Genomic DNA, 21,270 nt, shown 5'->3' on the forward strand with positions numbered 1-21,270 from the left:
TTCTTTTTTAATCGTTATTCATAAAACTTTCGGCTTTTTCGACCATTAATCTGCTCCCGCAAAAGAAGGGAACACGCTCGTGTAGCTCTGTAGGTTTTAAGTCTAAAATACGTGTGTAACCATCACTAGCTTTACCTCCTGCCTGCTCTGCTATAAAAGCCATAGGATTGCACTCATAAAGAAGGCGTAATTTTCCATTTGTAGCTTTTGAACTTTTTGGGTACATATATATACCACCTTTTATCATATTTCTATGTATATCAGACACTAACGACCCTATATATCGTGATGTATAAGGACGTCCCTCGGCTTCTTCTTGACAGTATTTTATATACTTCTTCACACCATCCGGAAATTGTACATAGTTACCCTCGTTTACAGAATAAATATTACCCATCTCTGGAAACTGCATATTAGGGTGTGATAAGTAAAAAGTACCTATTGCAGGGTTGAGAGTAAATCCATTTACCCCGTGACCTGTTGTGTAGACAATCATAGTAGAGGTACCATATACAATATAACCAGCAGCTACTTGCTCTCTCCCTGGTTGTAAAAAATCTTCTATAGTCACAGGAGTACCTGGTGGCGTAACCCTTCTATATATTGAAAAAATAGTTCCTACAGACACATTTACATCTATGTTTGAAGATCCATCTAGGGGATCCATAAGTAAGATATATTTATTGTTATTGTCACCATTTTGACCTTCTAGGGAGATAAAATCATCATTTTCTTCGCTGGCAATACCACATAAAATATTACGATTAGTAAGCGTTCTTATGAAGGTATCATTTGCCATTACATCCAGCTTTTGCTGGTCTTCACCCTGTATGTTAGTCTCTCCAGCGGCACCTACTATATCTACTAGCCCTGCCTTATTTACCTCGTGGTTTACAACCTTTGCTGCCAGCCTTATAGAGTTTATTAAGCGAGATAGCTCTCCAGATGAGTACTGGAATTCTGCTTGGTTTTCAATTATAAATTCGCCTAGAGTTTGATTTTTACGTGACACTTTAGTGTTTTTAAAATTTATGTAAATGTAATTCTAAAATGCACTTACGACAACGTTTTCGCACAAGAATAGTTACTGTAATTATATACCTTAGCTTTTTAGAATAACAAGAAGCTTATGAACCTCGCTATCAAAAAGGCAACTCCAGAAGATATGCCCGCTGTATTATCTCTCATTAATGAACTGGCAGTTTTTGAGAAAGAACCAGATGCTGTAAAGATTAACGAAGACATTTTAATAGAAAATGGATTTGGTGACAACCCCCTTTTTTATTGTTTTGTAGCCAAAGAAAATGACACCGTTATCGGTATGGCGCTATGTTATTATCGCTTTTCTACCTGGGACGGAAAATCACTACACCTAGAAGACCTTGTGGTAAGAGAGGAATATCGAGGCAAAGGAGTAGGTAAAAAATTATATGACCAAGTAATGACTTTTGGTAAAGAAAATGGGGTTAAAAGGGTTGAATGGGTCGTACTAGACTGGAATAAAAACGCCATAGCCTTTTATGAAAAAAGTGGCGCTCAATTCCTCAAAGACTGGTATCTAGTACAGATGGACGAAGGGCGTTTACATAAATACATTAAAACCATAACGCCATCTTAGTAATGTGGTAATCACGCTTTCGCGAAAGCGCACTTAAACACAACACAACACTTTTTAATATGCAGGTATTTAAATTTGGGGGAGCCTCTGTAAAGGATGCAGCTGGGATAAAGAATATTGCCACCGTTCTTAATGAAACTGGAGTGACAGAAAAACTTGTGGTCATCTCTGCAATGGGGAAAACTACAAATGCGATGGAGGCAATTGTAAATGCCTATCTTAACGATAAAATATTACTGCCAGAACATCTCAAAGCCACAGTAGACTATCACACGCAGATAGCCAGCGACCTATTTACACCTGGGCATACTATTTTTACATCTTTAAAAGCATTATTTGAAGAGTTAAAAGGCTTTCTCGCGTGGAACAAATCTCCAAAATATGATTTTGTATACGACCAGATTGTTTCTTATGGTGAATTACTGTCCACCACAATTGTAAGTGCATATCTCACAGATCAAGGAGTTAGAAACACTTGGCTAGATGCTAGAACTATTTTAAAAACTGATAATAGCTACCGAGACGGGCGCATAGACTGGGACATAACGCAACTTGCCATAAAAGAATCTGTAGACCCCACAGCGCTATCCATCACTCAGGGGTTTATAGCCTCAGACAGTAATAACTTCACCACCACTTTAGGCAGGGAAGGGTCTGACTATACGGGAGGTATTTTTGCCTACTGCCTCAATGCTTGTAGTCTTACCATTTGGAAAGATGTCCCTGGAGTTTTAAATGGTGATCCTCGTGTGTTTAACAATACAGAGCTCTTGCACCAGATACCCTATGAGGAAGCGATAGAGCTTGCTTTTTATGGCGCATCAGTTATTCACCCTAAAACCCTACAACCACTACAGCGCAAAGAGATACCATTATATGTGAAGTCTTTTTTAAATCCAAAAAATCCAGGCACAATGGTAAGCGCAGTCGCATCACTAGTGCCAGAAGTACCTTGCTATATTGTAAAGAAAAGCCAGATATTAATATCATTATCATCTCTTGACTTCTCATTTATGGTAGAAGATAATATTGCAGAGATATTTCAACTATTAGCATTATACAAGCTTAAAGTAGATCTTATACAGAACTCTGCCATAAGCTTCTCTCTTTGTGTAGATAATAAGTTTAACGGCTTAGAAAAGCTTGTAAATCAACTCAAAGGAAAATTTAAAGTAACCGTTACGCCTAATGTGCATCTTTACACTATTAGGCATTTTAACCAGAACGCTTTAGATAACTTTCAAGAAGGTAAAGAGGTACTTCTCAAGCAGGCGACACAAAATACAGTGCAACTTGTGACACAAAACTAATGTAGTCTTGTCCATAGGTTAAACAAAATTTAATTACAGTACCCCTATTTGTTATATTTGCCTTCTTAATAAACTACCAATAATTGTATGGGTCTAGTCACCGCAAAAGAAGTTGCTCGCGCTATCAATGTCGATAAATTCGGTTTTGTAGGCACTTTTATTGGGTGGTCATTAATGAAGGTTCTAAAAATCTCTACGGCAAATAAAATCTATGATCGCAATAAGCACCTAGGCGATCTCGAGTTTCTCAATGCACTACTAGACGAGTTTAAGATTAAATTTGAAATACCAGAAGAAGACCTCAAGAGACTCCCAAAGAGTGGCGCTTACATTACGATATCAAATCACCCACTAGGGGGCATAGACGGAATATTACTGCTCAAACTTATGCTCGAGCAGCGTCCAGATTTTAAAATCATAGCAAATTTTTTATTACACCGTATTGAGCCACTTAAGCCTTATGTGATGCCTGTAAATCCTTTTGAAAATAAAAAGGACGTTAAATCTAGTATTGCAGGTTTTAAAAGCGCCATCTCACACCTGCGAGACGGCCACCCTCTAGGTGTATTTCCTGCTGGAGAAGTATCTACCTATAAAGATGACAAGCTCATTATAGATAAGCCGTGGGAAGAAGCAGCAATGAAGCTTATTAAAAAAGCAGAGGTTCCGGTTGTCCCTATCTATTTTCACGCAAAAAACAGCAGGCTTTTTTATCAACTATCACGACTAAGCGACACGCTACGTACCGCAAAGTTGCCTAGCGAACTTCTAACTCAAAAGCATAGAGTCATAAAGGTGCGTATAGGGAATCCTATAAAAGTTGCTGCACAAAAGGAGCACGAGTCACTTGCAGATTTTACAGAGTTCTTACGCAAGAAAACATATATGCTTGCAAACTCTTTTGAAAAAAACAGCTTACTAAAAGATATCCCGCAAAAGCTTAAGGTCACAAAAGAACCTAAAAAGATCGTAACCGAAATAAGTAGTGATCTCATAGAAGATGAAATTTTACGCTTGCGCGAAAAAGACCGTCGTTTACTACAAAGTAAAAACTACGAAGTCTACCTAGCCCCTGCTCAAGAAATACCTAACATCTTACGTGAGATAGGCCGCTTGAGAGAGATCACATTTAGAGCCATTGGGGAAGGTACAAATGAAGCCATAGACCTCGATAAATTTGACAGGTATTATTACCATATGTTTTTATGGGATAATAAAGAAAACACTCTTGCCGGAGCGTACAGAATGGGGCTAGGGTCAAAAATTTATAAGGAATATGGAATTGATGGTTTTTACCTTCAAGATCTTTTTCGTTTTGAACCGGAGCTTCACAAAATGATGAGCGAGAGTATAGAGATGGGACGCGCTTTTATCACAAAAGAGTATCAACAAAAGCCTATGCCACTTTTTCTATTGTGGAAAGGTATTGTACACACCACACTTCGCTTTCCAGAACACAAATATCTCATAGGTGGTGTAAGTATCTCAAACCAGTTTTCTAACTTCTCAAAATCTCTTATGATAGAGTTTATGAAGTCCCATTATTATGATCCTTACGTGGCACAGTATATACGCCCAAAAAAGGAGTGGAAGGTAAAACTTAAAGATGCAGATAAAGAATTTGTTTTTGATGAAAGCAAAGCAGATCTCAACAAGTTTGACAAGCTTATAGAAGAAGTTGAGCCAGGTTCTTTACGTCTCCCTGTACTTATAAAAAAGTATATAAAACAAAATGCAAAGGTTATAGCCTTTAATGTAGACCCCCTCTTTAACAATGCTATAGATGGCTTGATGTACATACGCATATCAGATCTTCCAGAAAGCACTGTAAAACCTGTTATGGAAGAGTTTCAAGCAGAGCTAGAAAAAAAGTACGGGCAACGCATCCCAGAAGAGGAGTAGGCCCTTACAAGAGTCTCTATCTATATTCTGGATTTTCAAAATTCCATCTTGTCCCATCATCCCAATCACCTCTAGAATTACCATAAGCAGGGTATCCACCCTGATCCTTAAGCATTTTTGCCAGGTGCAGTAAGTTATACGTCATAAAGGTGGTATTACGATTTGTAAAGTCATTATTCTTTGCACCACTTTCCTCATCATTATAGCTAGCACCTGGTCCTGCCTCACCTATCCACCCACAATCTGCTTGAGGAGGAATACTGTAACCTATATGTTGCAAAGCATAGAGTGTTCCCATAGCAACGTGCTTTATACCATCCTCATTACCAGTAATGATACAACCACCTACTTTACCGTAAAAATAGTATTGCCCTTTTTCATTACGGTTACCACTCTCTCCATACAAGCGTTCAATCAGTTTTGTCGCTACAGAAGATTTTTCTCCCAGCCATATAGGGCTACCTATTACAAGAATATCTGCTTCTTCTATTTTTTTAAAAATAGCCGGCCACTCATCTTTATGCTCACCGTGTTCTGTCATATCGTGATATACACCATAAGCAACGTCGTGATCAACAAAGCGTAGATGCTCCACCGCGACCCCTTCAGATTTCATAATATCCATTGATACATCCATAAGGGCTCGAGTATGGCTCATACGCGGTGTCTTTTTAAGAGTACAGTTGATGTACAAAGCTTTTAATGCCGAGAAGTCGTTCGTATTTTTCATATGGTAGATTTTGTCCTATAAGTTACTCATTACTTACAAATCCATTGATAATGAATTCTTAACCCCTAACTAAAATACCATTCTAGAGAGTCTCCTATTCCCTTATACTACCTAAAACAGCTCACTCCTCTTCTCAAGAAGCACATTGTCGTGCCATATACCATCTCTCATCGCTAACTTCTCACGTACACCCACTATTCTAAAACCACATTTTTGAAATAAAGCGATACTAGCTTCATTTTGAGCAAAGATTTTGGCTTGTAAAGTCCAGAAACCCACTCGCTCACTTTCCTTTATTGCGGTCATAAGTAATGCTCGTCCTATCCCTTTGCCTCTGGCGGTTTTAGAAATATATAAGGTAACCTCTGCTACACCTTTATAAACTTCACGGGTAGAAAATGGAGTGAGTGCTACCCAACCTAGTATAACCTCTTCTTTAATTGCAACAAATCTACACTGCTTTAAAAACTTAGCATCCCAACTCATCCAGTCTGGGACTATAGTCTCAAAAGTTGCCATACCTGTATCTAACCCATCTTGATAAATCTGAGCGCAATGGGTATAATCCTCTTTTAATAACGGTCTAATGGTCACTGAATAAAACTTTACAACATATCACATCTTAATCTCTTATAAAGATGCTCTTAAAGACTGGCATCTGCAATAGCTCTTATTTTACTAATAACCAGTTACGTATGAGCTTTTTTTTCTGAAAGGATTCATAAACGTAGTACTTTCTACTTAGCGTGGTTACAAAAATAGAAAGTATATAATCTTTGATACCGGCTCTAAAACAATTTGAAAATATTGCTAAACTACAATTAGGTCGCTAGCTTTCGCGAAAGCAAAAAAACTAGTCCGGCATTTGTGACATCAAGTCGTTGAGCTTATCTTGAGTAATAGGTTTAACAATAAAGTTCTTTACATTACTGTAGGTTTCGGCTTTTTCTTTATCTCTAGGATCTATTGAACTTGTTACAATAAAAATAGTAATCTCCTTGACAACCTCAATGGTAATTATACCATCAAGAAATTGCCACCCATCTAAAATAGGCATATTTATGTCTAATAATATTACATCTGGAATTGCAGATTTTACTGTTCCTCGAAGTACAGGTACAAGATGATTAAGCGCCTGTTCACCGTCGTGAAAAATTAAAAACCCTTTACAAAAATTACTCAATTTCATTAAACGCTGCGCTCCAAAAACAAAAATCGGATCATCATCTATTATACAAGCTATATCTATTTGCTTCATTTTTTTAAATAAATTTTAAATGTCGATCCTTGACCTACTTTACTTTCTACTTGAACACAACCTCCTAATGCTTCTACTTGACTTTTTACAATATACAAGCCGAGACCTCTCGAATTCTCCTTACGATGGAAAGTTTTATATAAACCAAATATTTTACTACCGTGTAAATCTAAATTTATACCTAGACCATTGTCTACAAAATGAATGATTAAATAATCATCATTTTGTGTAATGTTAATTATGACTTTAAGTAACTCGTTGTCTCGTCTATATGATATGGTATTAGACAAAATATTTAGAAAAATACTTCTTAAATATTCTGGGACGGCCATAACACAAAGGTCTTTAGGCACATTTACTACTACTTCACCTCGCACTTCATCAAATAATGTATTTAAACCTACAAGTGTTTTGTTTATTATTTCAAGAAGGTTAATCTCTATAAAATCATCTTCAGTAACGTTTTCAAATGAAGATACTTCGCTTAAATTATCAATTGTTTCCTCAAGATTACTAAATGCATCTTCAAGCATTTTAAACACAGAGAGCTCCTTTATACAAGGTATATCCTGTTTTAAAAATTTTAATAACATTTCTAAATTACTGGTATGTGATCTCAAATTATGTGAGACAATATGCTTGAAGTTTAATAATTTCTCGTTTTGACCCTCTGTCTTATTTAAAAGATCTTCTATTCTTTGGTTTGCATTTTTTTGAGACGTTATGTCTGTAATCTGACATATAAAATACCCTGGAGTGGACAGCTCAGATTTTACTAATGATACAGAAAGATCTACCCATATAGTTTTACCTGTTTTGTGAATAAAACGTCTTTCTGCTTGATGGTTTTCAATATCTCTTGATAGTAATTTTTCTATAAGGGTAAATTCAATTGGGTTTTCTGCAGGATGACATAAATCACTAAGACTTGTTGATTTTATTTCATCTTCTGAATAACCAAATATTTTAGAAATCTGATCATTAATTTGTATCCAGTTTCCTTCAAGAGAAATAAGACCCATACCATTAGGAGCGTTTGTAAACGTCTTCCTAAATTTTTGTTCTTTTTGCTTAAGCTCTATCTGCGCCTTTTTTTGAAAGTCAATATCTTGAAAGACCCCATATATCTTGACACATTTTCCACTTTGAATAACAGGTACACCTACAGATCTAAACCACTTTTCTTCGCCAGATGCAGTGATAATAACATAATGTCCATCAAATTTCTTTAAGTTAGAAATAGCATTATTAAAGTCTCTCTCTATATTTTCTCTATGATAACCCTCTTTATAAAAGAGTATCCCGTCTGAAACAGTGGGCTCATAATCTTCCGGTACGCCGTGTAGTTTTTTTGTACCAACACTCCAATACACCTTATCTTCACTTACACTATACTCCCATATACCTATTGAGGCCGCTTCTTGTAATAATAAAGATGCGTTTTCATCAAATGATGGAAATAACGACGTTGGGGAACTAAAAAATTTCATTTACACAGTTAACATAATACTCTAAGAAACATTGTATTATGGAACTAAAGTAAGAAATTTTATTTTAAACCTAAGACCAACTTAATCCTCAACCTTTTGGTAACAAGATTTCACCTATCAGTCTATTAAGTAAGAACGCAAGGAAGACAAGTAATTATACTTGATACAATCACAAAGGTGTTAATTATTTGTAAGTATTATATTTTTAACGATGTATAGCTGCTACTTTTCTTATAATAGTTATCAAGCGTTCAGTATGTTTTTGTGTAGTAAAAGGATTCATAAACGTAGTGCGCAAGTAATACTCACCACGCAGCGTGGTAGCTACTATATAAAACTCTCCATCTTCTAGAAGAACTCTTCTTATACGCTTATTTACTTCATTTACATCCTCTTGATTAGAAGGTTTATATCTAAAGCAAACAATATTTGACACCGGCTCAAGAGCAATTTCAAAATCTGGCTGAGCAGCTATGAGATCGCTAAATTGCTGTGCAGCATCATAAAGTGTAGTAACAAAATCGTCAAAAAACTGTAAACCATATGCATTTATAATAGCATAAAAGCGCACACTCATCATACTCTTTGTGCACTCAAAGGTTCTCTTTGCCATATTAAACCAGTCTGCATCGTCATTTTTCTCCCATAGGTATTGCGCTTTTTGCTCAAAGGTGGCATAGCTATCTGTGCTATTTTTAAAAATAACGGCTGTAGTGATGGCGCTAGTTCCCATCATTTTGTGACCATCTATAATTATAGAATCTGCCTTATGGGCTCCATTGAGAAGGTGCTTATACTTTTTAGAAAATATGGCCGCACCGCCGTGTGCAGCATCTATATGAAACCATATTTTTTTTGCTTTCGCGAAAGCGTAAACCTTCTCCAAATCATCATACACTCCCGTACTCGTACTTGGCGCACTGCCTACAATTGCAATTACCTCAAAACCATTTTTTATCGCCGAAGTGTAATACGACTCTAAAGCATCTGTCTGTATCTGGTAATTATCGCCTGCGGGTACTTTTATGATTCCATCACTTCCTAGTCCCATTATACGAGCGGCTCTATCTACACAATAATGTGCCTCTTCTGAAACCATAATGGCTAGTTTCTTGCTGTGACCTTCATTCCACACATCATCTGTAGCCTTAGCCCTGCGTGCTGCAAGAAGCCCTGTGAGGTTTGCAAGGGTACCTCCAGAGGTGAGAAATCCATCTCCGTTTGTGTACCCTATAGCCTTACAAAAGGTGTTTATAACAAGGCGCTCTATTGCCGTGGCAGCAGCTCCCATCTCATATACTGCCATCCCATTATTAAGTTGTGCGCTCAATAATGTTGCAAGAGCAGACACCGGTACAGTGGGTGCAACTTGATGACCAATATAATTAGGGTGATGGGTGTGTATAGATCGCTCTAGTACTTCTTTAAAAAAATCTGAAGTACTATGTGATGTTGAGAGATATTGTTGCCAAAATGTGTACTCATCTTCTGGCTCAGTCCATCTCAACACTTTATCTGAACCACCAGTTGTTGTGGTATGTAGATAGTCTGCTAGCAAACTAACAAGTTGCTCTCCTTCATTTTTAAAGAGGGCACTATCATAAGCTTTATGCAGTAGTGGTGTGCTCATTACTTATCTGCCATTTTTGATTTTGTAAGCTCAAAAAAGTCATTAAACAAGGTCTGTAGTTGTCCCCATTTACGAGCATCAATACTATAATATTGTGCCTTCCCTTTAAACTGACTCTTTAAAACTCCGGTTCTCTTTATAACCTGCAGGTGCTGAGAGGTTGTAGGTTGTGATAGTCGTATCTTATCTGATATATCTTGACACAAACAGCCGTCACAATCCCCTATATATTCTATAATGGCCACTCTAGCAGGATTAGAAAGAATCTTTGCAACATCTGCAATTTGATTTGCTCTCATAGAGTGTATATGCCTCTTTGTAACTCCCATAATACGTTTTATTTGAATATGTAATATCGCAATATTACATTAAAATAGAAAATAAAAAAAGCCCAGTTTTATACTGAGCTTTTTAATTATACTAGAACCAAGGTTTTCTACCCGCTTGGTATGTGTTATAAAATTCTTCATCAGATTTTGTGAGGTAAATGATGCCCTCTATAAGTCCTACTAGGCCTACAGCCCAAACTAGAAGTACACCTATACCTACACAAGAAAGCACTATGCCCACAACACTTAGTACAAGCATTATGATACCCTCTTTCTGGTATCCTAATATAAATTTATGCACTCCAAATGCTCCAAGAAAAATGGCCAAAATTCCTGCAAGTACTTTTTTACTTTCTGCACTACCTGTTACTTTATTCCATTCTTCTTTTGCGCTCTGGCTAAATTCTTTTGCAGTCTCCTTAGCATCTTCTGCAAAGTCATTTACAGCATCTTTTGCCTCGTCTGCCATACGTTTGCCGTCATTTTCGGGCTTGTCGCCTGGTATTTTGTTGTCTTCTGTACTCATATTATTGGTTGTTAGTTTGTTGCCATTAAAACTACAAAAAAGATATACGTAATTATCGTACTAATTATCTTTTTCAAAAACACTGTCTATAGGTTCCCATAATTCTATTTTATTTCCTTCTGGATCTAGTATCCAGCCAAATTTACCATAGCTATACTCCTCTACCTCTCCTACTATGGTAACACCTTCTTCCTTAAGCACTTTAAGTAACTCTATGAGATTGTCTACCCTAAAATTAAACATAAACTGTTTCTTGCTGGGAGAGAAGTATTCTGTATCCGCATTCATAGGGCTCCATTGGGTAGAGCACTTATTGCCATTTTCATCACGCCACCAGAAGGTCCAGCCGTATTGATCTGTAGGGATACCTAGGTGCTTTTTATACCAGCTTTTTTGAGCATCTGGATCTTCACTCTTAAAAAACATCCCGCCTATGCCTGTTACTCTTTTCATAATTAAAATATTATCGTATGAAGAACTATTTTTTCTTTAAAATCACAGCGGCAAGTAAGCTCACCACAAAACCAAGCATAAACGTCATTACAAACATCATTAATCCAGCTATAAATGACATTTGAGTACCGCTATAATCCTCATACATCTCTCGCTGGCGAGCAAGTTGATCTATCGCAGCTTGATTATTAGACTGCTCTGCTAGATCTCTAGCATAGTCATTGTACTCAATAAAAAAAGATGGATTTACAAATAAGGTATACACTATATCTGCCAGTGCTACACCTAAACCGCCCAAAGCAGCAATAATAATCCCTGTTTTTAAAGCGCTACCAAAAGAGATTTTACCCGCATTAACCGTGTCACGCTGGTACGCCACTCCAAAGTACACCATCGCTGCTGTCATACCCATAACTCCCCAACCTACGAGTTCTTGCGTACCGTAATCTAGGCTCTTACCTAAATAAAGCGCAAGCGTAAACCCTAGGAGACCTAAAAAGAATGCAATCGCACCAAATTTCTTTATCACTAAACTCATATACTTATCTTTTAAAACATCAATTTAAGAAAAACGCTGCAGTATCTTATCTACTATGGTTTGCGCTAGTTTTATTTTACTCTCAACCGTCCACCCTGCAATGTGCGGTGTGAGCAGTACATTATCTTGCTCAATAAGATATTGTAAGGGTTCTGGCAGGTTTGAATTTCCGTCTGTGGTAAATAAATTCTCAAAAGATAATTTTTCATACTCAAGTACATCCAGTCCAGCTCCCAGTATTTTTTTTGCTTTCAAAGCCGCTACAAGGTCTTTTGTTACAACAGATTTCCCTCTTGCCGTGTTTATGAGATAAAAAGGTTTTGCAAAAGCATTTATAAAAGTAGTATTTACCATCTTATCTGTTTGTGGAGTCCAAGGCGTGTGTAAACTCACAACATCTACCTCTTCTTGAAATATGCTCAGTGACACCTGCGTAGCATTACTATCACCCACCTTTTCCTTTATATCATAACAAAGCACTTTACAGTCAAAACCTTGTAATTTCCTTGCAAAGGCTTTCCCCATATTACCATAGCCTATGATCCCCACTGTCTTTCCTTCTAGCTCAACACCGCGATTAGGCTCTCGGTTCCAGTGACCGGCTTTTACCTGGGCATCTGCTCTATTTAAATTATTAAAAAGACTGAGCAGCATCCCTAGTGATTGCTCCCCTACGGCATTGCGGTTACCCTCTGGCGCACTGATGAGATAAATGCCTTTACTCTCAGCATAAGGGATGTCTATACTCTCTAGACCTGCGCCTACGCGAGCAATAAATTTAAGGTGAGGAGCAACATCTATAAACTGCTTATCTATTTTAAAACGACTGCGTATTACAATACCCTCATAATCTGCTATGATAGCCTCTGTCTCTTCTTTTGAAATGGTGAAATTTTCAACATTAGTATGGCCTGCTTCTTCAAGTTGCTTTACCAGTAGCGGGTGGTTATTATCTAGGTGGAGTATTTTCATTACTTAGTTATATTTTTTCTAGCTGGTATCAAACCTAAGAAGAAACCTAATCCTATTGCCATCATTGCACCAGTTACAAAACCTACACCTCCAGATGTGTCATCAAATGCGTATAATAATATCCCCGCAATGGCCATAACAATAATTCCTGCTATCTTGTTCTTATTCATATTTCTCTTTTAAATTTTAGGATAATCTGTTTGCGTTTTGGCGTCTGTTACTTCTCCCGTGTGGGCCGTACTTGATTTTTCGAAAAGCAGTAGGTGTACCTCTTTTCCATCTTTGGTAGTTGGGCAATGTTCTACGCCTTTAGGCACAACTATGATTTCACCTTGATGAACAATTTCTGACCACTCTTTTTCTGGATTTCCGCTTTCGCGAAAGCGCATTTCTAACACCCCTTTTTGCACAAAAAATAACTCGTCTTCATCCTTATGACTATGCCATACAAATTCACCTGAAACCTTTGCTAAAAGTACTTGCATATCATCTACCGTAGCAATCTGGTGTGGATGCCATTGCTTATCAAATTTGGTAAATTTATCGTCGAGATTAATGGGTTTCATTTTATCGTATTTAGAATAAAGGTATCTAAAGTGCTCGTCTAAATATAGAAGAAGTTATAAAAAACTTAATTTTTTGACAGACATTCAATAATACCGTAGTTTACATTTTAAATCATCATCAAAAATGAAAACGACAAATATCACACTAACAATTCTTGGAGTTTTATTTCTTTTAATAAGCTGCCAGCAAGAAACTTCAGAACAATTAACTATAATCAAAGGAACATTTAAAAACGCGACAACCACAGAGGCATATCTTTGGGGTAATTTAAGTGTTTCTCGCTCCAGTGAATTAGATGAAAATGGCAGTTTCACAGATACACTAGATATAGATGCTGATGGATATTTTTCAATTGACATAGGTAAGACTAGTTTTCCCCTATTCGTACAAAAAGGAAGCACAACATCCTTTACAGTAGATCTAAATGAGGAACATCCCACACTGGAAATTACAGAGGGTAATCAAGCTATTGTTGACTATCTAGCTAAGAAATCCAGTGCCTTAAAAGTAACACGCGACAACTCATCAGAATTATTTGGGAAAGAACCAGAAGCTTTTAAACAAAGATGGGACAGTATATTCAATTCTTTAAAAAAAGATCTTTCTACTCTCACTGCAGATATGTCCTTTAAATTACTAGAAGAACAAGCATTAAAATTTGATGAAATATATACATACAATGAATACCCAAGATGGTACAAAAGCATTCATAAAATCGACACTTTCGAAGTTCCCAAAGCATTCAAGGATACGTACAATAACTTAGACAAAGACAATGAAATATATGCGTCAAGTTTTCAAAAATATCGATGGATGATTACAGCTAAAATAAAGGATGATGCTTACAAAAGAGGCGGAGATGAAAGATTGACTGAAGAAATTATCGAAATTTTGAAAGAAAAGACGAGTCCTTCTATACGTGACGCCGTTATTCAAAGTATTATGTTTTTATATATTCCCAAAGAGAATAGTGCTCAAATCAAGGAAGAGTTACTTAATCTAGCAACTGGCAATGAGACTAAGAAAGTGATACAAGATCGCTTTAAAAAAGTGAGCAATCTTCTCAGAGGAAAAAGGTCTCCTACTTTTGACTTCGAAAACTTTAATGGGGGAACTACTAAGCTTCAAGATTTTGAAGGTAAATATGTTTACATAGATGTTTGGGCTACTTGGTGCTCTCCCTGCATCGCAGAGATACCAAGTTTAAAAAAGCTAGAAAGTGAGTATGAAGATGCAAACATAGCCTTTGCAAGTATCTCTGTAGACTTTGAGGAGAATTATGATAAATGGAGAAAGATGGTGACTGACAAGTCTCTTGGCGGCTCACAACTAATCGCAGACAACAATTTTGAATCTGCGTTTGTTAAAGATTATGCCATACGTGAGATTCCTAGATTTATTTTAATAGACCCTAATGGAAATATTGTGAGTGCAGATGCTCCAAAGCCATCTAGTGAACAACTTATAGCAACCTTCACTCAACTGGGAATTAAATAAGAAAAGGTATTAGAAATAATAACTACAAAAAAGTGCTGTCATATGACAGCACTTTTTTTATTAGAACAATTCTAATACCTCCACCGGTACTCGCATAGGTCGTCCTTGGGGCATTTTGAGCAAGCACCAGTTTGTAACTGTACTCACCAGTACTTTTTCTTCTCCCTTGCGTTTTATAGTGGTATGTCGCTGCGAGGTCGCGCCAGAGATTTGAACCACCGTAGTTGTTACCACAATCTCGTCATCTTTAAATGCCTGCCCGTGATACTTTATATGGTGATCCATTACTACCCACGCCATTTTATTGATGCCTAGTCGCTCTTCGGCTGGGTCTTCGTCTTTAAAATAGTCTCTCGTTACGTGGTTCCAATGTTTTGATGCAGCAATTTGCACCCAGTCTAAGTACACAACATTGTTTACGTGGTTGAGCACATCTATAGCAGATGCTGGTACGGTGAGGTGATATTCATAGCTTTTCTGGCTCAAATACCTAGTATAAGTTTTGCGATATAGAGGTAAATAAGTATCCCAAATATATCATTACTTGTAGTAATAAACGGCCCAGTTGCAATCGCAGGATCAATCCCTCGTTTATGTAAAAACAACGGAATAAACGTACCTATAATCCCGGCAACAATAATTACAACAAATAGCGAAATTGATATAGACGTCGCATAGTCTACCGCACTTTCTGATATCCATACGTAAAAGAACAATACAATGGCGAGCGCAGCACCGTTAAGCATTGCGAGCAGCATTTCCTTAATTAATCTGTTACCTATGCTTCCTTTTACATCATCATTTGCAAGACCTTGTACAATAATCGCACTAGATTGCACCCCTACATTTCCAGCCATTGCAGCAATAAGCGGTGTAAATAGTAAAAGAATAACGTGATCATTTAACACCTCTTCAAAACCGCCCATAATAGCCGCAGCTCCTACACCACCTAGTAATCCTAAAAATAGCCAAGGCAACCTCGCGCGAGTGAGTTGTAGTATGCTATCATCTGCCTCGACATCTTGAGAGATACCTGCTGCCATCTGGTAATCTTTTTCGGCCTCTTCTTTTATAAAATCTACAATATCATCTATTGTAATGCGTCCTTGCAGCACACGCTTATCATCTACAACGGGTATAGCCTCTAGGTCATACTTTTGCATCAACTTTGCAACATCTTCTGCTGGGTCATTTACATTTACAGAGTCTACTTTAGGTATATAGATTTCAGATATTTTTGTTCTCGTATCTGAGGTAAGAAGGTCTTTGAGCGACAGTCTCCCTATGAGTTCATTTTCTTTAGTAACCACGTAGATAGAGTGCACTCGTGTCACCTCTTCTGCCTGGCGACGCATCTCACGCACACATCCTGCGACAGTCCAAGTTTCTTTTACTTTTATGAGCTCCTTTGCCATAAGGCCACCAGCACTATTCTCGTCATATTGCAGCATCTCACGTATGTCTGCTCTATGCTCTTCATCTTCTATCTGGTTTATTACTGCTAGCTGTATATCATCATCTAGCTCACCTATCATATCTACCGCATCATCGGTATCCATTTCTTCTACCTCATCTGCAATTTCGGCGGGAGTAAGGTTTTCAAGAAGTTTTTCTCGTACATCTTCGTCTAGCTCCATAAGAGCCTCAGAGGTTTGCTCACTGTCTAAGAGAAGAACTAGGTAGGCAGCCTCATCTGAATCTACCTCATCAAGAATTTCTGCAATATCTGCGTGGTGAAGATCTGTAAGCAATTCTTTGAGGGCTACCTCATCTTGAACAGAAACGTATGCTTGTATCTGGTCTATGAGATTGCTTGTGAGTTGAAATTGCATAGGTTTGTTTTTACTAGTAGTACAAATATAGGAAAACCCCTTGCGCAGAGTAATTACAATGCCTAGAGATTTTACTGCTCTTCTATATCTTTTGTGATTGCTGCTGTAAGTTCTATAAAGCCTTGTACAGAGATTTGCTCTGGGCGTTTATTAAGTATTTCGCTTTCGCGAAAGCGGTCACTTAACCCCATACCCTTAAGACTGTTTCTCAAGGTCTTTCGGCGCTGCTGAAATGCCATTTTTACGACCTTAAATAACATTTCTTCTGAGCAACCTATGTTTTTAAAATTTTCTTTTCGCTTTAAGCGTAAAACTCCACTATCTACTTTAGGCGGTGGTATAAAAACAGTGGGAGGAACCGTAAATAAGTATTCTGCATCATAAAACGCTTGCGCTAGTACAGATAAAATGCCGTAGGTCTTGCTCCCGTGGCTTGCACAAATGCGCGCGGCAACCTCTTTTTGAAACATACCCGTAAACTCTGGGATGCGCTCTTTGTGCTCAATAGTTTTAAAAACTATTTGCGTACTTATATTATATGGAAAGTTGCCTGTGATAGCGAGTGGCTCTCCAGGGTAAATAGTGTCTAGGTCGTACTTTAAAAAATCTGCTTCTAGCACGGTAAACTTCTCATCATTGAGCTTATGCTCTAGCGTAAACGAGCTTCTTAAATACTCAATAGACTCGGTATCTAGGTCCATCACCGTGAGTTGTGCTGGTTTTGCTAGAATATACTTGGTGAGTACTCCCGTACCTGGGCCTATCTCTAAGATGTGCTTGTATCCTTCTAGTGTGAGCGTGTCTCCTATATCTCTTGCCACAGACTCATCACCTAAGAAGTGTTGCCCCAAGTGCTTTTTTGCCTTCACCCCTTGATCGCGATGACCACGGTTTGCGTGTGGCTTTTCAAATTTTTTGTTCTTTTTTTGTTTTGGCATTGTAGTGGGGCTAGTGAGTAAGAGTTGCTTATGTTTTCTTGACGGCAAACTAGTGTTGTGAGATTACCTCAAGCTCTGTTCTAAAAGCGACAAATTTACCCGCAAACTTATTGCTTGCTGCTTGTAATCTGGCTTGATCTTCGGCATAGTAGGCATCAAGGTGCTGCTGGCTAGGGCAACCATATTGCACAGAGTAGGTTACTCCGCCCATCTCCTCTTCGGCACGGACTTTTGTCATAAGTGCTTTTTCAAACTTTCCGGTTGCAATCACTTCTGGTATGTGTACTTCTTGCATCCAGATAAGCCATTCTTTTTCAACAGACTCTTCTATGTTTATGGTAACGTTATATATAAGCATTTTTTATATTTTCTAATTAATTGCGTCGCCTCTCAAATTCCTAAATCGCTTTTGTGCCTCTACATAATAAATACTATCTGCAAGGTCAAATATGATGCGCTCATAATTATTTTTTGCCTTTTCTGGCTGATTGAGCGGTCCTTCATATAGTCTAGCTAGGCGATAATAAGCATCATCTGCTAGTACGCCATCGCTGTAATACTCTATAATGGTGAGGTAATTTTTTTCGGCTTTTTTGAAATCTTTTTTAGCTTCTAGAAGTTTTGCTTGAGACAGGAGTGCCTCATCTTCTATCTTTTCTCCTTTATGAACCTCTAGTATATCGTCATATAGGGCGATAGCCTCTTCGGTCTTGTTTTGATATGCACGCAGGCTTGCCGTAGCATACTTTTTGAGCGCTGTTTGCAAGCTATCATCCATAGAGTTATCACGTATCACGAGTAGCAGCTCTAGAGCATCATTTGCAATGAGTTGTGTGGCTCCCGCTTTAAGTACATTGAGTTGTGCCTCTGCCCAGTCAAAATCTGCCTTATAGTAACTCGTCTGTGCAACTTTAAATCGTGCCTCTTGTGAGATGACATTATTTTTAATCTTGTTCTGGATCTGTGAGTAATAGATAAGTGCCTGGTTAAACTTCTCTTTGAGCACGAGTACATCTGCAAGCTCCATCTTGAGTCGCGCCTCGTCAAATCTTCTTAACGGTGACTTAAGTGATTTTTTAAGATACGTAATCGCGGCATCTGGCTGCTCCATATTAAAGGCTAGATAATGCGCATAATCTATCTGTAGCGGTATGGTAAATGGTGTTTGACCATACTCATCAAGAATAGCTTCATACCTGTTTTTTATAGCTTCTTGGGCATCTACAGTGCTAGCACTAGCGATGTCTATCTTTATAAGTTTTTGTTCGGCTTCTAGCTTTACATCTTCATTTGCAATGTTTTCTTTTAAAAATAGTAAGATCTCTCTAGCATCTTCTAGCTCACCTTCTTCTATGGCAATATCTGCAAGGTTTTCTAAACCCTCGTACCTTCCGTCTGTACGGCGATAAATAGCTTTTTCTTGAGCAAAGGCTTTGTTATACTGTTTTTGCTGGATAAATAGCCAACTAAGCAAATCATTATAAAGTACGTTTTGCTCAGACTGTAATCGCTTGAGTAGTGTTTTTCTAAAAATGATATTTGCATCATTAAGCGGGTCATCATTTATATAAATTGAGAAATTGCGTTGTGCCACCTGCACATACTTCCCGCTTCTATTTATAAGGTTGAGATAGGCATCAAACATCTTTTGCACTTCACCTAGTTCCCCATATAGTTTTGCTAGCTGTATATTAAAATTTGAATTAGGGTTACTCTCCATACCCACCTCATAAGTACGCACGGCTTCTTCTAGCAGGCTATGCTGTTGCAAGGTGCGAGCGGCACGATAAGGATTCATTGTACCCTGTGCTACGCCTTCAATTACCTGGTCATAATAACTTCTGGCTATAGAGTCTTGCGCTTGCAGCTGGTGGTTATACCCTAACTCTACAAGTAAAAACCCTTTATCTCTCGTGGTTTTAAGATTTTGACTTATCACCTCTTCGGCTTTATTATACTGCTCTAGTTGCTGGTAACTTTTTATAAGCCCAGCGAGTAGTACGCTGTTTCCGCGTTGTTTTACTAGGGCTTTTTTATAAGAGATAATGGCTTTTTGATACTCGCCTTGGTCTGCATAATTGCGCGCTAGCTGTTCTGATTGCGCTTTCGCGAAAGCGGAAACCAGCAACAACATAACAACTTGTAGTAACAAACTCTTCTTCATAGCCTAAAGATAACGAAAAACGTGCCATAGCATTGCTGCAGCACGTTTCTATATTATAATAGTGTTCCATTACAAAGGCTACACTCCTTCTCGATAAAGAAATGGCTTTGCGTGGGAAGTGATTTTTTTTAATCTATCATATCAAAACCACAGTACGGCACAAGTGCCTTAGGGATTTTTATCCCCTCTGGAGTTTGGCAATTTTCTAAAATCCCTGCGAGTACACGTGGCAATGCAAGCGCACTACCGTTAAGTGTGTGTGCAAGCTTGTTTTGTCCATCTTGGTCTTTAAAACGAAGTTTTAAACGGTTTGCCTGAAAGGTCAAAAAGTTAGACACAGAGCTTATCTCTAGCCAGCGATCTTGTGCTGTACTAAAGAGTTCAAAATCATACGTAAGGTGACTGGTAAACCCAAGATCACCACCACAAAGACGCAAGATTCTGTATGGCAATTCTAGTTCTTGCAAGATCGTCTTTACGTGATCTACCATCCCGTCTAGCGCCGCAGCACTATTATCTGGGTGCTCGATACGCACAATCTCTACTTTATCAAACTGGTGCAACCTGTTAAGCCCACGTACGTGCGCTCCATAAGATCCTGCCTCTCTTCTAAAACAAGGTGTGTACCCAGTACAAGTGATAGGCAACTCACTATGACTGCGCAAATCACCGCGGAACATATTAGTCACCGGCACCTCTGCCGTAGGGATTAAATATAAGTCGTCTTCTGTCACGTGATACATTTGCCCTTCCTTATCTGGAAGTTGCCCTGTACCAAAACCAGAAGCCTCATTTACAAGGTGTGGCACCTGATACTCTGTATAGCCTGCGGCTGTATTTTTATCTAAAAAATAAGAGATAAGCGCACGCTGTAAGCGAGCTCCCTTACCTTTATATACCGGAAAACCTGCTCCCGTAATTTTTGTACCTAGCTCAAAGTCTATAATGTCATACTTTTTTGCAAGCTCCCAGTGTGGTAGCGCCGCATCGTGTAGTACTGGGATGTCTCCTTCTCTAAAGATCTCCTCATTATCCTCATCACTATTACCTTCTGGCACGCTATCGTGAGGCACGTTAGGCAGTTGGTATAGTAAATTTTGAAGCTCTTCTGTAGCCGCATTAAGCTGCTCCTGTAGTGTTTTAGACTGCTCTTTGAGACCGGCTGTTTTCTCCTTTAAGAGATTTGCCTTTTGCGCTTCTCCGCTCTTAAAAAGCATCCCAATTTCTTTAGAAAACTTATTACTATCTGCAAGTACTTCATCTAACTTTGACTGGGAATTACGACGTAACTCATCTGCAGCAATAACTTGATCTAGCAAGGTTGCGGCGTCTATGTTTCTTTTAGATAACGCTTTCGCGAAAGCTTCTTTGTTTTCTCTAATGTGTGCTACTTCTAGCATAGTAAATGGGTTTTAAAAACGAAAGGGTAAATTTAAGGAAATGCCCGCAAGTAAAAGAAAAGCCACCACCTAGTTTTTACAAGCTGCTAGAGAAATTTTTAAAAATATCGCTCGTT

The 21,270-nt window shown here is 38.1% G+C and carries 23 protein-coding genes; 4 read left to right on the forward strand and 19 right to left on the reverse strand.

The genetic code is table 11. The annotated features are described in order from the left end of the window. Nucleotides 1-7: 7 nt before the first annotated feature. Entirely contained in the window at nucleotides 8-1,012 is a 1,005-nt protein-coding gene (gene fbp / locus I597_RS02210; protein ID WP_035325955.1) for a class 1 fructose-bisphosphatase, read from the reverse strand. Between the two features lie 117 nt (nucleotides 1,013-1,129). Between fbp and I597_RS02215 the strand changes: the two genes are divergently transcribed. The 3 genes from I597_RS02215 to I597_RS02225 all read left to right on the forward strand — a co-directional run bounded on the left by I597_RS02215 (nucleotide 1,130) and on the right by I597_RS02225 (nucleotide 4,830). After that, the gene (locus I597_RS02215) at nucleotides 1,130-1,618 is read left to right on the forward strand and encodes a GNAT family N-acetyltransferase (protein WP_035325956.1); all 489 of its coding nucleotides are present in this window, start codon (nucleotides 1,130-1,132) and stop codon (nucleotides 1,616-1,618) included. A 59-nt stretch (nucleotides 1,619-1,677) separates the two neighbouring features. After that, the gene (locus I597_RS02220; RefSeq protein WP_035325958.1) at nucleotides 1,678-2,928 is read left to right on the forward strand and encodes an aspartate kinase; all 1,251 of its coding nucleotides are present in this window, start codon (nucleotides 1,678-1,680) and stop codon (nucleotides 2,926-2,928) included. Between the two features lie 87 nt (nucleotides 2,929-3,015). Further along, the gene (locus I597_RS02225) at nucleotides 3,016-4,830 is read left to right on the forward strand and encodes a GNAT family N-acyltransferase (RefSeq protein WP_035325959.1); all 1,815 of its coding nucleotides are present in this window, start codon (nucleotides 3,016-3,018) and stop codon (nucleotides 4,828-4,830) included. 16 nt (nucleotides 4,831-4,846) lie between these two features. Here I597_RS02225 and I597_RS02230 read toward each other — a convergent pair whose 3' ends face one another. The 12 genes from I597_RS02230 to I597_RS02280 all read right to left on the reverse strand — a co-directional run bounded on the left by I597_RS02230 (nucleotide 4,847) and on the right by I597_RS02280 (nucleotide 13,322). Further along, entirely contained in the window at nucleotides 4,847-5,560 is a 714-nt protein-coding gene (locus I597_RS02230; protein WP_035325961.1) for a flavodoxin family protein, read from the reverse strand. A 111-nt stretch (nucleotides 5,561-5,671) separates the two neighbouring features. Further along, on the reverse strand, nucleotides 5,672-6,154 hold the full coding sequence (locus I597_RS02235; RefSeq protein WP_035325962.1) for a GNAT family N-acetyltransferase: 483 nt from the start codon (nucleotides 6,152-6,154) through the stop codon (nucleotides 5,672-5,674). A gap of 259 nt (nucleotides 6,155-6,413) precedes the next feature. Next, nucleotides 6,414-6,818 (reverse strand): response regulator, encoded by a 405-nt coding sequence (locus I597_RS02240; protein WP_035325964.1) that lies wholly within the window; start codon nucleotides 6,816-6,818, stop codon nucleotides 6,414-6,416. Beyond that, on the reverse strand, nucleotides 6,815-8,308 hold the full coding sequence (locus I597_RS02245; protein WP_035325965.1) for a sensor histidine kinase: 1,494 nt from the start codon (nucleotides 8,306-8,308) through the stop codon (nucleotides 6,815-6,817). Before I597_RS02245 ends, I597_RS02240 begins: the two co-directional genes overlap by 4 nt. A 205-nt stretch (nucleotides 8,309-8,513) precedes the next feature. After that, on the reverse strand, nucleotides 8,514-9,938 hold the full coding sequence (locus tag I597_RS02250; RefSeq protein WP_035325966.1) for a pyridoxal phosphate-dependent decarboxylase family protein: 1,425 nt from the start codon (nucleotides 9,936-9,938) through the stop codon (nucleotides 8,514-8,516). After that, nucleotides 9,938-10,267 (reverse strand): ArsR/SmtB family transcription factor, encoded by a 330-nt coding sequence (locus I597_RS02255; protein WP_035325968.1) that lies wholly within the window; start codon nucleotides 10,265-10,267, stop codon nucleotides 9,938-9,940. The genes I597_RS02250 and I597_RS02255 overlap by 1 nt, the downstream gene beginning before the upstream one ends. 91 nt (nucleotides 10,268-10,358) lie before the next feature. Continuing rightward, on the reverse strand, nucleotides 10,359-10,793 hold the full coding sequence (locus I597_RS02260; protein WP_035325969.1) for a TM2 domain-containing protein: 435 nt from the start codon (nucleotides 10,791-10,793) through the stop codon (nucleotides 10,359-10,361). Nucleotides 10,794-10,853: 60 nt separating this feature from the next. Further along, nucleotides 10,854-11,249 (reverse strand): VOC family protein, encoded by a 396-nt coding sequence (locus I597_RS02265; protein ID WP_035325971.1) that lies wholly within the window; start codon nucleotides 11,247-11,249, stop codon nucleotides 10,854-10,856. A gap of 22 nt (nucleotides 11,250-11,271) precedes the next feature. After that, the gene (locus I597_RS02270; RefSeq protein WP_035325972.1) at nucleotides 11,272-11,784 is read right to left on the reverse strand and encodes a DUF4199 domain-containing protein; all 513 of its coding nucleotides are present in this window, start codon (nucleotides 11,782-11,784) and stop codon (nucleotides 11,272-11,274) included. A 24-nt stretch (nucleotides 11,785-11,808) separates the two neighbouring features. Further along, on the reverse strand, nucleotides 11,809-12,756 hold the full coding sequence (locus I597_RS02275; protein ID WP_035325974.1) for a 2-hydroxyacid dehydrogenase: 948 nt from the start codon (nucleotides 12,754-12,756) through the stop codon (nucleotides 11,809-11,811). Continuing rightward, on the reverse strand, nucleotides 12,756-12,926 hold the full coding sequence (locus I597_RS14855) for a hypothetical protein (protein WP_157496172.1): 171 nt from the start codon (nucleotides 12,924-12,926) through the stop codon (nucleotides 12,756-12,758). The genes I597_RS02275 and I597_RS14855 overlap by 1 nt, the downstream gene beginning before the upstream one ends. 9 nt (nucleotides 12,927-12,935) lie before the next feature. Continuing rightward, nucleotides 12,936-13,322, reverse strand: coding sequence for a cupin domain-containing protein (locus I597_RS02280; RefSeq protein WP_035325975.1), 387 nt, complete (start codon nucleotides 13,320-13,322; stop codon nucleotides 12,936-12,938). A 124-nt stretch (nucleotides 13,323-13,446) separates the two neighbouring features. Between I597_RS02280 and I597_RS02285 the strand changes: the two genes are divergently transcribed. Then, a complete protein-coding gene (locus I597_RS02285; protein WP_035325976.1) occupies nucleotides 13,447-14,820 on the forward strand; it encodes a TlpA family protein disulfide reductase in 1,374 nt (457 codons plus the stop codon). A 60-nt stretch (nucleotides 14,821-14,880) separates the two neighbouring features. On the opposite strand, the gene I597_RS02290 is transcribed toward I597_RS02285, so the two are convergent. The 6 genes from I597_RS02290 to serS all read right to left on the reverse strand — a co-directional run bounded on the left by I597_RS02290 (nucleotide 14,881) and on the right by serS (nucleotide 21,154). Continuing rightward, nucleotides 14,881-15,306, reverse strand: a complete 426-nt coding sequence (locus I597_RS02290; RefSeq protein ID WP_035325978.1) for an acyl-CoA thioesterase — start codon at nucleotides 15,304-15,306, stop codon at nucleotides 14,881-14,883. Continuing rightward, entirely contained in the window at nucleotides 15,303-16,652 is a 1,350-nt protein-coding gene (gene mgtE, locus I597_RS02295; protein WP_035325979.1) for a magnesium transporter, read from the reverse strand. The genes I597_RS02290 and mgtE overlap by 4 nt, the downstream gene beginning before the upstream one ends. Nucleotides 16,653-16,723: 71 nt before the next feature. Continuing rightward, nucleotides 16,724-17,590: a 16S rRNA (adenine(1518)-N(6)/adenine(1519)-N(6))-dimethyltransferase RsmA gene (gene rsmA, locus I597_RS02300; protein WP_035325981.1), complete on the reverse strand. Its 867-nt coding sequence runs from the start codon at nucleotides 17,588-17,590 to the stop codon at nucleotides 16,724-16,726. Nucleotides 17,591-17,639: 49 nt separating this feature from the next. Then, a complete protein-coding gene (locus tag I597_RS02305; protein ID WP_035325982.1) occupies nucleotides 17,640-17,948 on the reverse strand; it encodes a DUF4286 family protein in 309 nt (102 codons plus the stop codon). A gap of 12 nt (nucleotides 17,949-17,960) precedes the next feature. Further along, entirely contained in the window at nucleotides 17,961-19,754 is a 1,794-nt protein-coding gene (locus I597_RS02310) for a tetratricopeptide repeat protein (protein WP_035325984.1), read from the reverse strand. Nucleotides 19,755-19,882: 128 nt separating this feature from the next. After that, nucleotides 19,883-21,154 carry a serine--tRNA ligase gene (gene serS / locus I597_RS02315; RefSeq protein WP_035325985.1) on the reverse strand — a complete coding sequence of 424 codons (1,272 nt, stop codon included), beginning with the start codon at nucleotides 21,152-21,154 and terminating at the stop codon, nucleotides 19,883-19,885. Nucleotides 21,155-21,270 lie beyond the last annotated feature (116 nt).

Origin of the sequence: Dokdonia donghaensis DSW-1, assembly GCF_001653755.1 — a bacterium.
Lineage (GTDB): Bacteria > Bacteroidota > Bacteroidia > Flavobacteriales > Flavobacteriaceae > Dokdonia > Dokdonia donghaensis.

Bases quoted from the DNA above. Each gene is read 5' to 3' on its own strand.
- I597_RS02215 (WP_035325956.1), top strand. From the start codon at position 1,130: ATGAACCTCGCTATCAAAAAGGCAACTCCAGAAGATATGCCCGCTGTA.
- I597_RS02220 (WP_035325958.1), top strand. From the start codon at position 1,678: ATGCAGGTATTTAAATTTGGGGGAGCCTCTGTAAAGGATGCAGCTGGG.
- I597_RS02225 (WP_035325959.1), top strand. From the start codon at position 3,016: ATGGGTCTAGTCACCGCAAAAGAAGTTGCTCGCGCTATCAATGTCGAT.
- I597_RS02230 (WP_035325961.1), bottom strand. From the start codon at position 5,560: ATGAAAAATACGAACGACTTCTCGGCATTAAAAGCTTTGTACATCAAC.
- I597_RS02240 (WP_035325964.1), bottom strand. From the start codon at position 6,818: ATGAAGCAAATAGATATAGCTTGTATAATAGATGATGATCCGATTTTT.
- I597_RS02245 (WP_035325965.1), bottom strand. From the start codon at position 8,308: ATGAAATTTTTTAGTTCCCCAACGTCGTTATTTCCATCATTTGATGAA.
- I597_RS02250 (WP_035325966.1), bottom strand. From the start codon at position 9,938: ATGAGCACACCACTACTGCATAAAGCTTATGATAGTGCCCTCTTTAAA.
- I597_RS02255 (WP_035325968.1), bottom strand. From the start codon at position 10,267: ATGGGAGTTACAAAGAGGCATATACACTCTATGAGAGCAAATCAAATT.
- I597_RS02260 (WP_035325969.1), bottom strand. From the start codon at position 10,793: ATGAGTACAGAAGACAACAAAATACCAGGCGACAAGCCCGAAAATGAC.
- I597_RS02270 (WP_035325972.1), bottom strand. From the start codon at position 11,784: ATGAGTTTAGTGATAAAGAAATTTGGTGCGATTGCATTCTTTTTAGGT.
- I597_RS02275 (WP_035325974.1), bottom strand. From the start codon at position 12,756: ATGAAAATACTCCACCTAGATAATAACCACCCGCTACTGGTAAAGCAA.
- I597_RS14855 (WP_157496172.1), bottom strand. From the start codon at position 12,926: ATGAATAAGAACAAGATAGCAGGAATTATTGTTATGGCCATTGCGGGG.
- I597_RS02280 (WP_035325975.1), bottom strand. From the start codon at position 13,322: ATGAAACCCATTAATCTCGACGATAAATTTACCAAATTTGATAAGCAA.
- I597_RS02285 (WP_035325976.1), top strand. From the start codon at position 13,447: ATGAAAACGACAAATATCACACTAACAATTCTTGGAGTTTTATTTCTT.
- mgtE (WP_035325979.1), bottom strand. From the start codon at position 16,652: ATGCAATTTCAACTCACAAGCAATCTCATAGACCAGATACAAGCATAC.
- rsmA (WP_035325981.1), bottom strand. From the start codon at position 17,590: ATGCCAAAACAAAAAAAGAACAAAAAATTTGAAAAGCCACACGCAAAC.
- I597_RS02305 (WP_035325982.1), bottom strand. From the start codon at position 17,948: ATGCTTATATATAACGTTACCATAAACATAGAAGAGTCTGTTGAAAAA.
- I597_RS02310 (WP_035325984.1), bottom strand. From the start codon at position 19,754: ATGAAGAAGAGTTTGTTACTACAAGTTGTTATGTTGTTGCTGGTTTCC.
- serS (WP_035325985.1), bottom strand. From the start codon at position 21,154: ATGCTAGAAGTAGCACACATTAGAGAAAACAAAGAAGCTTTCGCGAAA.